The sequence below is a fragment of the Paracidovorax oryzae ATCC 19882 genome, assembly GCF_000687165.1.
In the GTDB taxonomy this organism is placed as follows: Bacteria; Pseudomonadota; Gammaproteobacteria; order Burkholderiales; family Burkholderiaceae_C; genus Paracidovorax; species Paracidovorax oryzae.
This window is the reverse complement of the sequence record NZ_JMKU01000039.1, coordinates 15624-29582: the sequence shown is the minus strand read 5'-3', so window position 1 is coordinate 29582 and position 13959 is coordinate 15624. Positions and strand designations below refer to the sequence as shown.

The window sequence follows — 13959 nt, the reverse complement described above, 5'->3', positions numbered from 1 at the left end:
GCGATGGATCGCCCGCTCCATCCTTGCTGGACCAGCGAGGCCAGCGTGAGGCGTTCTTCGGGCTGCAAGTGCGTGTATCGCGAAGTCATCTGTGCAAGCTACCTGAGGTTCAGGTGTTGCACTTCAGATTGGAGACCGCCGTCAGTATAAACCTCAGCGCAGCAGACCTTCGCTCCAAGGCGACAGCGAGTCACCTTTCATTTCTGCTCGAGAGGACTGGAGCAAAACCATACAACTTTCTAATCGAGGCCACAGAACGCGGCCTACTGGACACAGAAGAGTCCCGCGCAGTCATCAACGCGATTCGCTCAACAGGCATAAAGTCGCGATCGACGATTTCGGAACTGGCTATTCAAGCCTTTCCTATCTGAGCAACTTCAAGCTGGACTGCTTGAAGATTGACAAATCGTTTGTTGATACCATCGGCACTAACTCCATCACCAGCGAAGTCGTCTTTCACATTATCGCCTTGGGCAAGTCGCTTGGAATGAAATTGGTGGCAGAAGGGGTGGAAAAGCCTGAGCAAATAGACATCTTGCGCAGCCAAGGAGTGGAATCAGTCCAGGGATGGATTTTCTCCAAACCAATGAACATATCTGATCTCAATTTATATCTAGAGAAATATGCCTATCCAGGATAGTCCAGACTAAACGTCGGAGCAACTTGTGCAAATGCTCTTTCTGGAAGATCTGGCGCGGCCCTGCGCGATTCGGACAGTAATCGATAAAGCGTTTCCCGGAGCTACGCCAAGCCATAGATTTTTGATGTGGGGCAGGCCGGCAGCCGTTTCGCAGACCAGTTCCTGCCGATGGCCTTCCTGCACCGTGCCGCGGCAACGGTCGTGCGGATCTTCGCGATAGACCTCCTGTTGAACTACCGCGTGCTGCAGTACGTCAACGTGCGTTCGCCCTACCCCGCCCAGATGCAGTGGCTGACCGGGCTGCTCGCCGCCTGGGCACAGCACCACGGCCATGATCCTTACCGGGCGGTGATGCTCTGCATCGCCGGCATGCTGGCGGCGGCAGGCGGGCCGGGCAGCAGGCAGAGGTCGGCAGATGAAAGACCTGCCACCGCCGTCCAACCATGGTCCTCATTGACTCATCGCTTTCCCATTGGACTGCCGAGACCCAGTTTTTCGATCGCCTCATGCGCATCGATGATCATCTGGGAAATGTCTGCCACGGAGGTCCGAAGCTTGGTGGCGCGCGCGCGCATGTGCTCGTACGCCTGCGCATCCGAAAGATTCTGGCTTTCGGACAGGAGGCGGATCGCTTTCTCGACCAGCCGACGCGACCTGATGGTGTCTTCGAGCTTCCTGATCTTTCCCTGCATGCGCTCTTGAAAGTTCTGGGCAGAACGCGCCAGGACCAGGGTGCTCAGCACACCGGCAGAACGGAAAGGCCGGGTGATGACGCCGTGCGCGGCAGTGTCCAGCAGCAATTTCAACGTGGTCGGGCTCTCGTAATCGGAAAGTGCTATCAGCGTTGCTTCGATCGCGCTAGCATTCCATGACGAGCTGTCCTGAATTTCCTGGGATACCTGGAAAAAAATCACATCGCAGCCAGAGGGCGGTGTTCCCGGAAATGGCCAGACCACCTGCAGGCGGCAGCCGATGCGCTTGAGCTGGTCGATCAACACATCGCGCTCTTCGCCTGGGGGATAGACCACCGCGACGCTGATGCTTCGAAGATCTTCGTAGAGTCGGCGGAGACTGCTCATGGCATCATCACTCCAGCCAGAAATCGGAGAAACCGAATGTCGAGAGATACGGGTCTGCCTTGATCGGCTCCCGCCCCTCCCACACCACGTCGAAGCGGCCGTCGCTGCGGCACCTGCCGATCCTGGGTGTCAACGCGCAATGGTTGTTGTCCGCATCGATCGACAACAAGCCCTCCGGCGAATCGAAGGTCACGGCATGCGCGTTCTGGACCAACCGTTTCGTATCGAGGGTACCGCTGCGCTGCAACGCCCGAGCGAACAGATGGACCTGGTTGTACGCCATTTCCGACCAGGTGCTGGTCGGGCGATCGCCGAAACGCTGATTCCACAGACCGACGAACCGTCGATTGCTCTCATTGTCGAGCGAATTGAAGTAGGTCGCAGATGTGATATGGCCTTCGCACAATTCCGGTCCGATGAGACGGACCTCCTCTTCCGCCATCGAGAGACTTGCGATGGGAATGGTCTTGGGATCGATGCCGTGTTTGCGGTAGAGGCGGTAGAACGCGCGGGCGGACTCACCGACCAATGTCGAGAAGACGACGCTGGGCTGCAGCCGGGCGATGTCGCGCACGACCTCCTCCAACTGCCTTTCGCCCGCATCGATCGGCAGGTACACCTCGTCGACGATCTCCCCGCCATGCTGCTCCACCATGTCGCGCATCACGCGGTTGGACTCGCGCGGATAGATGTAGTCGGCACCGGCGAGGAAAAACTTCGTGCCCACGTTGCGCAGCAGGTAGGCCGCCAGCTGCATGCTGTTCTGGTTGAGACACGCCCCGGTGTAGATGACGTTGGGAGAGTATTCGAATCCCTCGTAGAACGAGCAGTACCAGAGCAAGCCGTTGTTACGCTCGACGACGGGCAATACGGCCTTGCGACTCGAGGAGCGCGAGCATCCGAAGATCACATTGACTTCGTCCTCGATCATCAGCCGCGTCGCGAGGCGCCGGTACGCCTCCGAATCTCCCTGAGGATCGTAGGCCACGGGAGCCAGCTTGCGGTCGAGCACGCCGCCCATGGAGTTGATCTCTTCGATGGCCAATGCCGTGCCATAGAAATGCTCGGACTCGGTCACGCTGGTGGCCCCTGATCGCGAGAAAAGGATTCCCACGCGCCAGTCGGAGCTTGAAGTGTCGATGACTGCCATATACAGACTCTAGCAATCGAAAATGCGTTGCAGGGATGGACCGGTCTGCGATGTCTGCAGCGCGAGCATGAGCAGGATCCTCGCCTTCTGCGGGCTGAGGTTGTCAGCGAACACCGCACCCAGGTCTTTCAGCGTCTTGCCGCCTCCGACGAAGCCATAGACTGGACGCACTCGACCGTTCGGGACCCGGGTGGAAATAACCACAGCCACGCCTGCAGCCATCGCCCTGCGGATCGCCTCGTAAAGTGCGACGTTGACGTTTCCCCAACCCAGCGCTTGCACGACGATGCCCCGATGGCCGGACTGGACGGCGCTGTCGATGAGCGTCCCGTCCGCGCCGGCATACATGCAGACGATCGCCACGGGAGAGAGCGACGTATTGCTGCTGAGCGGCAGCGTTCGTCTCCGCTGTGGGGCGCGCGAGAAAACGATCCGGTCACCATCGATCACTCCGAGCAGGCCGAAGTCCCCGGACTTGAAAGCTTCGACATCCGAGGTATGGGATTTCGTGACCTCACGCGCTGCGTTGATTTGGTTGTTGAGAGCCACCAGCACACCACGACCGCCTGCGTCGGGCGCCATGCAGACGCGCACGGCATTGCGCAAATTGCGGAGGCCGTCGTAGTCCTGCTCCGAAGCGTTGCGTTGGGCACCGGTCAGCACCACCGGCTTGCTGGAGGCGATGGTCAGGTCGAGGAACCAGGCAGTTTCCTCGAGAGTGTCGGTTCCATGCGAAACGACGACACCCGCCACCTCATCGTCTGCCATCGCGGCCTCGACCGCATGGTGCAGTGCGATCCAGTGATCCGGGCCCATGTAGTCCGAAGGCAGGTTGAACAGGTTCTGCACGCGCAGTTCAGCAATGCAGTCCAGCCCTTCGACACCAGCCAACAGGTCATCGCCCGAGAGCGCGGGAACAGGTGCTCCGCTTGCCGGGTCGCTCTTCATGGCGATCGTGCCGCCGGTCGAAATGAAATGGCAGATCGGCCGCGTCGCGGGGTCGAGGCTATCCATGGCGTCAGACTCTCAAATGGTTGAAGACCTGCTCGGCCGCAACAGGTGACTTGGCATCCCCGGTGTCGATGATCTCGCCTTGCTTCAGCACCACGAAGCGATCCACCACCTTCAAAGCGAAGGGGACGTTTTGCTCGACGATGAGAAGCGTGGTCCCGTGGGTCTTGCGCTCCCACAAGAGTGCTTCGGCCAGTCGATCGATGACCGATGGCTGGAGCCCTTCGGTGATCTCGTCCAAGAGGATCAGGGACGGGCGCATCATGAGCGCACGCGCCAGCAGCAGCATCTTCTGTTCCCCTCCGGACAAGGTTCCGGCGTATTGCGCGAGGCGGCTTTTGAATACCGGGAATACCGGCTCGATCTCGGCGAACCGCTCATCGAATGTCGATTCCTTCGCCAGTCCGAGACGCAGGTTGTCGCGGATGCTCAGGTCCGCGAAGAGCGCGTGCTCCTGCGCTGCATACGCGATACCGAGGCGTGCCACCTTGTGCGGGCTGAGACGTGTGATGTTCCTCCCATCAAAGTCGATAGAGCCGGACTTTTTCGGCAGGTAGCCCATCACGGTCTTCATCAAGGTCGTCTTGCCCATGCCGTTCTTCCCGAGAAGGGCGACAGCCTCGCCTTCGCGCAAAGCCAGCGAAACGTCCTTCAGCACGACCGACGCCTTGTAGCCGCTGGAGACTGAGTCCAGTTGCAGTGCCATACCGGTCATGTGGCCTCCTCGGGTGCGTGGGCGCTGCCGGCGTAGATGGTTTTCACCAGTTCGGAGTGGACGACTTCCTGGAAGCTGCCCTGCATGACGATCGTGCCCTGGTGGAGCACGACGATGCGCGTGGCAATCTCCTCGACGAAGTCAAGATCGTGTTCGACCAGCAGGCAGCAGAGCCGGTACCGGTGCGCAAGCGAGGACAGGACCTGACCGATCTGAGTGCGTTCATTTTTGGTGAGGCCTGCGGTGGGCTCGTCCAGCAGCACGATGCGCGGCTCCAGGGCGAGGACCATCGCGAGTTCCAGCGCCTGCTGCTCACCGTGCGAAAGATCCTTTGCGACGACGTTCAGTTTTCGATCGAGCTCTGTGGTGCGCACCACTTCGAGCGCGTAAGGCGGCAAGCGCAGGACGGGATCGTTTCGGACCAACGACGGCTTTTCGATGATCGTCCCGGCGATGCGCAAGCACTCTGCAACCGTCAACGTTTCGAACACGTTCGCATTCTGGAATTTGCGGCCCAGTCCCAACCGAACACAGGCTTCTGGCGGCAGTCGCCCGATGTCGGAACCGCACAGCTCGACAGCGCCGGTGGTGCGGTCAGCGCCATCACTCATGCAACGCATCAACGTTGTCTTGCCCGCACCATTCGGACCGATAAGCCCGACCAGCTGACCCGCATGCGCTTCCAGGTCGATGCCCTGGAGCACCTTCAAACTTCCATAGCTCTTGGTCACGCTCCGCATCGCCAAAGCCGGCCGCGCTTCATCCATCGAAACCCCGGAGACACAACGCTCAGCGAGTGCAGGAGCGTGCTTCGTTGATCGGCCCGATCCCATCGGCTTCAGCAGCAGTGGCACCAAGCCTTGCGGGAACATCACGATTACCAGGACAAAGACCAAGCCCACGATCAGCTGCCATGCGAACGGCATGCTGCTGCTCAGGTACGAGGTGGCAACGTTGATCAGCACAGATCCGATCAGGGGGCCCCACAACGTTCCGCGGCCGCCCAATGCCACCCAGATGATGAGTTCCGTGCCGAAGACGAAGCCCGTGAGTTCCGGCGCAACGACGCCGCTGAAAGCACCATATCCGAGACCTGCCAGACCCGCGACGACGGCGGTGGCAACCAGGAGGCAGATTTTCACGACGGATGCGTCGATGCCCAGGTAGGAGCAGCGGGATTCGTTGTCGCGTATCGCCGCCAAGACGCGCCCGGCATCACTTCGAACCACCATCCAGGCGAGCAACCCGGCGCCGATCAGCGCAGCGCCTGAAATCCAGTACCAGGCTTCCAACGCGAGGTCCGGAGTGGAGTAACCGGTGAGGCCCGAACTCGATCCGGTCCACTCCCCGCCCGTCAACAGCAACTGCGTCAATACGATCGGAAGCACCAGTGAGATGACAGTCGCGAAGAAAGGTGATGCGCCGCGGTAGAACGACAGCCATCCCACGATGGCAGCGACCGACGCCGCCACCACCACGGCCGCGCCCAGCGCGATCAGGACAGTGGATGTGGAAAATCCGGCATGCGTGAAGGTGAGTCCTGCTGCGTATGCCCCGATACCGAAGAAGGCGGATTGGCCAAACGTCAGGTAGCCCGTGTATCCCCACAGCACGTCGACCGTGATCGCGGCAATCGCGAAGAAGAACGACTTGATGAGGATGTTGAGCAAGTAGGCGTCAAACACCCACGGACCGATCACAATCAGGAGCACGCCCAAGGCCCCGAGGATGGTCAAGCCTCTCCCGGAACGCAGCGGAGCCCTCGATCGACCGGCAGGAGTTCGGATGGCGTGAGCTTTAGGCATGTGCGAACCCCTTTGGTCGAATCCGCAATGTCACCGCGGCGAGAACGGCAATGGTCAGGCCCCCGAGCACGGGACTGGCGTAAGTACTGACCAGCACCTGGCAGGCCCCGAAGACAAGGCAAGTCACCATCAGGCTCACCATCGAGTGACCGGAAACCATGACCAGCATGAAGGCGCTGACCAGCCATGTCATGCCCATGGTCGGGTCCACGCTGGAGAGCGGCGTGATGACCGTGCCCGCCAGCGTACCCAGGCCAGTCCCGAGACTGAAAGTGACGAATCGCACCCAGCCTGCGTTGATGCCGAGCCCGGAGGCGAGATCCTCATTCATGATCACTGCCCGGGTCCGAACGCCGAAACGTGTGCCGTTCAGCAACCCAGTCAGCAACAAGCACATCGCCCCGGCGACAGGGACCAGCATCAGCCGATAGGCCGAATAGTCGACACCGAACAGGGACCAAGTGCCAGAGAGAGGAGCATCCACGAATTGGACCTCGCGTCCGAAGGCCATCACGATCAACTGGCCGATCACGATGCCGAGACCCCAGGTCGCGAGGATGGCATCCAGGGGACGCTTGTACAGCGGCCGGACGATGAGACGCTCGACAGCCATGCCGGTGACTGCGCCGGCGACCAGCGCCATCGGCCAACTCAGCCAGGGCGCGAGCTTGAGCTGCGTGACGACGTAGCTCACGTAACCTCCAAGTGTGAGGAGCGCGCCGTGCGCGAAATTGACGATTTTCATGACTCCGAAAATCATCATGAGTCCGGCGGTGACGACGAACAGCATGGCTGCCGTCGTCAACAGATCCAGTAGTAGCACCATGGGTGGGTGTCCAGCGATGTCGGATCCGCGTCAGTCACTTCAGGTTCGGGCACTGTGCACCAGGATCGACTTGCATGAAGGTCTCCAGGATCTTGACCGATCCATCGGCCTGCACCTGGCCGAGGCGCATCGACAGCGGCGTATGACGGCTCTTGTTCATCTGAACGACGCCGCGCGGGCCGTTGAAAGACACCTCCGCCAGCGCAGGGATGACTTTCGACGAATCGGTCGAACCGGCCTTTTCAACGGCGGCCTTGTACAGGTAGAACGCTTCGTACTGGGGCTCGGACAGCTCGTTGGGCGTCTTGAGTTCGGCGCCGAATCTCTTGTTGAGGCTGGTGACGAACTTGTTGTTCTCCGGCGTGTCGATACCGGTGAGGTAGGAAGCAGACATGTACATGCCGCTCGCGACGTCACCCATGGTCTTGGCCGTGCCTTCGTCGATCGCAAGGTTGCCATAAGGCAGCGTCATGCCGGCGCCTTTGAGCTGTTTGGCCAGGGACACGTTGGGCGCACCACCAGCGGTCGCGCTGATCAGTGCGTCGGGCTTGACCGAGCGGATCTTGGAAACAATCGCCGTCCAATCGCTGCCGTCGATCGGCAGGAACTCCTCTCCGACGACTTTGCCTCCTTGCTGCTCGATGTACTTCTTCGTGTAGCTCAACATGCCACGGCCGAAAACGTAGTCGTTGCCGACAAGAAAGAAGGTCTTGGCATTCTTGCTCTTGGTGAAGTAGTCGACCACCGGGGCCACCTGCTGCTCCGGCACCCAGCCGTTCACGTACATCTGGTTATTGCAGGAGCGACCTTCGTAGAACGACGTGTAGATGTAGGGAATCTTGCCCTTGTTCACCACCGGAAGCGCCGCATTGCGTGCGGCACTGGTTTCCATGGCGATGATGGCGTTGACCTTTTTCTGGAACACGAGGGTGTCGAATGCCTTCTGGGCACCTACGGCGCCGGAAGCGTCGTCAACGATTTCCAATTCGACCTTGCGGCCCAAGATACCGCCCGATGCATTGATTTCATCCACTGCCAGTTGGGAGGACTGCACGACCGCGGGGGCCACGACGCTATTGGCGCCCGAAAGGCCCACGGCGACACCGATCTTGATCGGGTCTGCAGCGTGGGCGCAGAACGCGAAGACGGCAGACGCCGCGAGGACGCTGAAACGGAAGATTTGCGGGAGCTTTTGCATGATGAGACCTCTTGGAGTGAACATGGAAAAAGGGATCGATGAGCGGAGTGCTTCAGGGAATCAGTGCCGGGGCAGCTTCCAGCCGGTGCCGAGCATCGGGTCGTAGATGTCGTCGCGACGATCGCGCAGCACGTCGTTGAAGACATTCAAATGCCGAGCGCTGCGAGACCGCTTGAGGTTGATGGACGCGTACAGAATTTCTTCTCGGTCGTGGCTCGCCGGACCGGCCACCGGCCAGCCTTGCGCACTGACGATGAGGCTCTGACCGATGAAAGGCTGGCCGCGCTCGATGCCGATCCGGTCCGCGCAGATGATGTTCAGACCGTTGCTGTGCGCACTGGCCATGGCGAGCATGTTGGCCATGGCCTTCTCTCCTGGAAGTTGCCCTGGCATCGGCACCCAGTTGGTGGGCATGCAGACGATGTCTGCTCCTTGCATGGCCAAGAGCCGGTAGACCTCTGGGAACCAGCCGTCGTAGCAAATGATGATTCCGATGCGCCCGAATTCCGTATGGAAAATCGGGAGGCCCAAGTCGCCGGACTCGAAGAAAAGATGCTCGTCGCCCCACAGGTGGAGCTTTCGGTAGGTGCCGATGTAACCCTTCGGTCCGACCACGAGCGCAGAATTGAACAGGCGATCCCCTTGCCTTTCGGCGACACCGCCGACGACATGGATGCCGCAGCGCTGCGCCACCTCCATCCAAGCCCGGGACGTTTCCCCGTCGGGCACGGACTCGGCAAGCGCGAAGGCTTCAGATCGGGAAGCGAACACGTAGCCTGAACTGGCCAGCTCCGGCAGGACCGCGACGCAAGCTCCCTGGCTTGCTGCCTCTTCGATCAGCTTGACTGATCGCTCCAGGTTGCCCGGCTTGTCGCCAACGAGCGGGGCCATCTGGATGCTGGCAACTTTCACATCAGGAAAAACGTCCGCCATCTCAGCGGTTCGAACCGTGGTCATTCGAGCTCCAAAAACAAAAAAGCCCTCGACCACGCTTACGCGTAATTCGAGGGCTTCTATAGCCGGCATGTGAAGCAGCAATGTTGCTGCCCGGCCATCCCATGAAGAGCCAGCCGTGCATGTAGATTAAAGTGTCAACCAGGAAGAGTCAACAATGCGAGGAAGTCCTTGGATCAGCAGAAACCCCTAGCCCATCCGGTGAGGTGTCAGTTGATCGTTGTCCTGCTTGGCCGCCCAAAATTCTTCGATGTCTCAAACTTGAGGCATCTCCTGTCGCAGCTCAGGTTTGAGGCTCTGGGGTGCGCAGTACACAGCCGGGCCGACTGCTGAAGTCGGCAGTGTCATTGCGCAACTGGGCCAGGTAGTACGCCCAAGCCTGCATCAGCGCCATGCGCTTTTTGATGTATTCAGGTCGGGTTGTAGCCAGATCGCAGAAAGAGCATGGGCGTGAGCTTCAAGGCAGCCCGCACGACCATCGAGCTCGCTTGCGATCAGTCCAATGCCATTTCGTTTCCAGCAGTCCGAGCAGTAGCGCGCATGCCTTTCGCTGCCTCGCAGCAGCTCTGCAGTAAGAGCACCGCTTTTTTCAGCTGCCGCCGCGGTGGCTCCTGCAGGACAAAAAAAAGCCCTAGCGTGTTGTTACGCAAGGGCTTTTGGATGCATCCGCGAAGTTGTTGGACTTCCGCAGAAAAGTGAGTGGTGGCCTGGGACGGAATCGAACCATCGACACGCGGATTTTCAATCCGCTGCTCTACCAACTGAGCTACCGGGCCTGAGCCTTGAATTATAGCCAGAAAAAATGCCCCTGGAACCCAGGCCGCGAATTTTCTGAAAAATTGTCGTCAGCGCGCCCTGCGTCACTGGCTGCGCTTGCTCCGCCCCAGGTCCACGCCCAGCTGCCGCAGCTTGCGGTACAGGTGGGTGCGCTCCAACCCCGTCTTCTCGGCCACGCGCGTCATGGAGCCCCCTTCGCGGGCCAGGTGGAACTCGAAGTAGGCTTTCTCGAAGCCGTCGCGCGCCTCGCGCAGCGGGCGGTCGAGGTCGAACCCCTGGTGCGAACTGGGGCCGCTGGAAGCGAGCCCCGGGCCGCCCGCGCTGGCCGATGCAGGGGCCTGGGGTGCGTCGGATGCGGGCGCGGCGGCGGCCGAGGCCGGCGTGGCGGCCAGCGCAGGCACCGCGGCCGGCGCAGCTGCAGCGGGTGCGGGCACCGTGCGGGCCAGGCCCTGCTCCACGGCCTTGAGCAGCTTCTGCAGCGTGATGGGCTTCTCGAGGAACGAGAACGCCCCGATGCGCGTGGCCTCCACCGCGGTGTCGATGGTGGCGTGCCCGCTCATCATGATGACAGGCATGGTCAGCGCCCCGGCGGTCGCCCACTCCTTCAGCAACGAAACGCCGTCGGTATCGGGCATCCAGATGTCGAGCAGGACCAGGTCGTAGGTGTTCGCCGATCGGGCGGCCCGGGCCTGGGTGGCGTTCTCGGCCAGGTCCACGCTGTGTCCTTCGTCGTTCAGGATTTCGGACAGCAAGTCGCGGATACCGAGTTCGTCGTCAACCACCAATATGTTTGCCATGGGTACGGATGCTGCTGCGGGCTGCGTGTAACGTGTTGTTAATAAACCACGGGGGTTTCAGGCGCGAATGATAGCGACACTTGTGCCCCCCGGATCACGCCGTCTTCCACGCGATTGGAAAGATCGATGCGCGCCCCGTGTTCGTCGGCGATCTTTTTCACCACGGCCAGGCCCAGGCCGGTGCCTCGGGGCTTGGTCGTGACGTAGGGCTCGAAGGCCCTTTGCAGGATGTGTGCCGGGAAGCCCGTGCCCGCGTCGCTCACCGTCAGGCGCACCCGGCGCGAGGTCTCGCTCCAGCGCGTGGCGATGCGCACCGGGTCGGGCGCCACGCCCTGCTCGCGCGCGCGCTGCTCGCTAGCATCCTGTGCGTTCTGCAGCAGGTTGTGGATCACCTGCCGCAGTTGCTGGGCATCGCCGGCGATCGCCGGGCAGCGCGGGTCGAGCTCGGCCTCCACCGGCACCGTGGCGGTCTCCGCGCCATACAGGTGCAGGATGTCGCCCACCAGCGCGTTCAGGTCCAGGCGCTGGAGTTCGGCCGCGGGCAGCCGCGCATAGTCGCGGAACTCGTTGACCAGGCGCTTCATGGCATCCACCTGATCGACGATGGTCTTGACCGACTTGGCCAGCACCGCCTCCTCCGGGGCGCCCAGCTTGCCGGTCAGCTTCATCTCCAGCCGCTCGGCCGACAGCTGGATCGGCGTGAGCGGGTTCTTGATCTCGTGCGCCAGCCGGCGCGCGACCTCGCCCCACGCCTGGGCCCGCTGGGCCGAGACGATTTCGGAGATGTCGTCGAACACCAGCAACCGCAGCGCGTCGGGCAGCTCCGCGCCCCGCGCCACCAGGCTCGTTCCGTTGCCGGACGGCCCCGCATGGATGGGATCCCCTCCGCCCACGTGCAGGTCGAACGGGTGCTGCCAGTGGTCCAGCCCGTGCTGCTGCTCGCGGTCGCCCAGGAAGGCATCGAAATGCGCCTGCACGGCCGCAGCGAAGGCCGCCAGCCCCGGCACCTCCGCCAGCGGCCGGCCCTCGAACGCCGCCATGGGCGCGCGCAGGATGCGGGTCGCGCCGGGGTTGGTGGACTGGATGCGGCCCTGCGCGTCCAGCACGATCACGCCGGCCGTCAGGTTGTCGAGGATGGTCTGCAGGCGCGCGCGCGCGGCATCCACCTCGCCCATGCTGTGCTCCACCGCGGAGCGCGCATCGGCCAGCTGCTGCGTCATGAGCGCGAAGGAGCGCGTCAGCCCGCCCAGTTCGTCACCCGTCTGCAGCACCGCCTTGGGGCTCAGGTTCCCCGATGCCACCTCGCGCACGCCCTCGGCGAGCACCAGCAGCGGCCTCGCGAGCTGTCGGCCCAGCAGCACGGCCAGCAGCACGGCGCCGAACACCGCCAGGAACAGGCTGAGCGTGAGCGTGCCGATGTACATGCGCCGCAGCCCTCCACGGGCCAGCGCGCGCTCCTGGTATTCGCGGTTCGCCTCCTGCACGGCCAGGGCGTTGGCGACCACCACCTGCGGCAGGCGCATCGTGGCCTGCAGGTAGCGCGGTTCCTCCAGCAGGCCCACGCTCGTGGTGCCCACCATCACCAGCGTCTTCACCCGCGCGTTCTGCACGGCCTGCGGGTCGGCCGCTTCGTCCAGCCCCTCGATCTGGAAGGCGGAGCGCTGCTGCCGGGCATTGCGCAGCAGCTGCGCCGCCGGCCGCTCGGGATTGAGGTCGAAACGGGACTGCCCGGCGCTCGCCACCGGCTGCCCCGCCGAATTGAAGAGCACCACGTCCGTCGCGCCCAGCTGGTCGCGGATGCGTTCCAGCACCAGGCCCGCGGCCGCATCCGGCACCGGCGCCAGCTGGATGCTGGCCGTGCGCGCCTGCGCCGCCATGTCGCTGGCCAGTGTGTCCAGCGTGGCCCGGGCCAGGCTCACCCCGGCAGACAGGGCGCCCTCCACCTTCACGTCGAACCAGCTCTCGATGGACCGCGAAACGAACTGGTAGGACACCACGTAGATTAGCAGCCCGGGCACCAGCCCCACGAGCCCGAAGATGCCCGCCAGCTTCACCAGCAGTCGGCTGCCGAAGCGGCCCTTGCGCAGCCGCACCACCAGGCGCACGGCCACCCAGGCCAGCACGGCGAAGAGCAGCAGCGCCACCAGGACGTTCAGCCCGAAGAGCCACGCGTAGTTGCGCTCGTACATCGCCCGGTTGTTCGTCGAGACAGTGAGCAGGAACAGCAGCACCAGGCCGATGGCGCTCATCACGGCGACGGACACGCCCAGCGCCCAGCGCGCGGCGCGGGCCTGCCGGCCGCTGCGGACGGTCACGGGCTCCCGGGGCGATGCGGGATCGGAAGGGGTCGGGCTCATGGCTGCGGCTCGATGGCCAGGCGTTCGGTGCGGGAAATCGCGAGATCCCAGCCGGAGCGGCCCATGGCGCCGATCTGGAACGGCCTCGGCAGCTGCGACATGTCGAGCCGGAAGCGCAGATGCACCAGGTGCGCGGCCTGGCGGTCGATGTCGTCGATATCGGCGATCCTCCAGCGGGAAATGCGCTGCATCGCCGTCAGCGCCTCCTGCAGCTCGTCGTAGCTCTGGCCGAGCGCCACGCCCAGCCCGCTCGCCTGGAACGGCATCGTGGACTGGTTGAGCCGCCAGCGCCGCGTGAGGGGCTGGTAGCTCAGCCGCAGATAGCGCGTGGCACGCGCGACGGTCTTGTCGGACCAGTACCAGCGCTCCCGCAGCACCTCGGCCTCCTCCACGAAATAGAGGGTGATGCCCTTGAGCAGCGCATCCTCCGCCAGGTCCGGCAGCTCGAAATGCAGTGCGGCGGAAAGATACAGGCCGGTATCCGCGGCCTCCAGCTTCAGGTCGGTGATCTCGCCGGCCCCGGCCTGCGCGGCGGCCGGCCCGGGCAGGGACAGCCACAGCCCCAGGCACAGCAGGAGCGTCCAGCAGGCGCGGCGCCGGGCCAAGGCCCAGGCGGACTGCAGGCGCGAGCGCCAGCCCGGCGCCGGCAT

General features: G+C 62.8%; 12 protein-coding genes and 1 tRNA gene. 1 reads left to right on the top strand and 12 read right to left on the bottom strand.

Translation table 11 applies throughout. The annotated features are described in order from the left end of the window. Positions 1-127 precede the first annotated feature (127 nt). On the top strand, positions 128-640 hold the full coding sequence (locus tag T336_RS27645) for an EAL domain-containing protein (protein ID WP_084151488.1): 513 nt from the start codon (positions 128-130) through the stop codon (positions 638-640). Between the two features lie 458 nt (positions 641-1098). Here T336_RS27645 and T336_RS0121075 read toward each other — a convergent pair whose 3' ends face one another. The 12 genes from T336_RS0121075 to T336_RS0121015 form a co-directional block, all read right to left on the bottom strand. Next, positions 1099-1719 (bottom strand): ANTAR domain-containing response regulator, encoded by a 621-nt coding sequence (locus T336_RS0121075; RefSeq protein WP_026434017.1) that lies wholly within the window; start codon positions 1717-1719, stop codon positions 1099-1101. 7 nt (positions 1720-1726) lie between these two features. Next, a complete protein-coding gene (locus tag T336_RS0121070; RefSeq protein WP_026434016.1) occupies positions 1727-2869 on the bottom strand; it encodes a transporter substrate-binding domain-containing protein in 1143 nt (380 codons plus the stop codon). A gap of 9 nt (positions 2870-2878) precedes the next feature. Next, entirely contained in the window at positions 2879-3883 is a 1005-nt protein-coding gene (locus T336_RS25480) for an asparaginase (protein ID WP_035226806.1), read from the bottom strand. Between the two features lie 4 nt (positions 3884-3887). Continuing rightward, positions 3888-4595 carry a branched-chain amino acid ABC transporter ATP-binding protein gene (locus T336_RS0121055; RefSeq protein WP_026434015.1) on the bottom strand — a complete coding sequence of 236 codons (708 nt, stop codon included), beginning with the start codon at positions 4593-4595 and terminating at the stop codon, positions 3888-3890. Continuing rightward, positions 4592-6400 carry a branched-chain amino acid ABC transporter ATP-binding protein/permease gene (locus T336_RS0121050; RefSeq protein WP_026434014.1) on the bottom strand — a complete coding sequence of 603 codons (1809 nt, stop codon included), beginning with the start codon at positions 6398-6400 and terminating at the stop codon, positions 4592-4594. Before T336_RS0121050 ends, T336_RS0121055 begins: the two co-directional genes overlap by 4 nt. Further along, positions 6393-7226 carry a branched-chain amino acid ABC transporter permease gene (locus tag T336_RS0121045; RefSeq protein WP_026434013.1) on the bottom strand — a complete coding sequence of 278 codons (834 nt, stop codon included), beginning with the start codon at positions 7224-7226 and terminating at the stop codon, positions 6393-6395. The genes T336_RS0121050 and T336_RS0121045 overlap by 8 nt, the downstream gene beginning before the upstream one ends. A gap of 34 nt (positions 7227-7260) precedes the next feature. Further along, positions 7261-8424: a substrate-binding protein gene (locus T336_RS0121040; RefSeq protein ID WP_026434012.1), complete on the bottom strand. Its 1164-nt coding sequence runs from the start codon at positions 8422-8424 to the stop codon at positions 7261-7263. A gap of 60 nt (positions 8425-8484) precedes the next feature. Next, positions 8485-9381, bottom strand: a complete 897-nt coding sequence (locus T336_RS0121035) for a nitrilase family protein (RefSeq protein ID WP_084151487.1) — start codon at positions 9379-9381, stop codon at positions 8485-8487. A 697-nt stretch (positions 9382-10078) separates the two neighbouring features. Then, positions 10079-10154 (bottom strand) — tRNA-Phe (locus T336_RS0121030). A gap of 84 nt (positions 10155-10238) precedes the next feature. Further along, positions 10239-10952, bottom strand: a complete 714-nt coding sequence (locus T336_RS0121025) for a response regulator (protein ID WP_026434010.1) — start codon at positions 10950-10952, stop codon at positions 10239-10241. 38 nt (positions 10953-10990) lie between these two features. Further along, positions 10991-13309 (bottom strand): sensor histidine kinase, encoded by a 2319-nt coding sequence (locus tag T336_RS0121020; RefSeq protein WP_026434009.1) that lies wholly within the window; start codon positions 13307-13309, stop codon positions 10991-10993. Further along, positions 13306-13959 carry a DUF4390 domain-containing protein gene (locus T336_RS0121015; protein WP_026434008.1) on the bottom strand — a complete coding sequence of 218 codons (654 nt, stop codon included), beginning with the start codon at positions 13957-13959 and terminating at the stop codon, positions 13306-13308. Before T336_RS0121015 ends, T336_RS0121020 begins: the two co-directional genes overlap by 4 nt.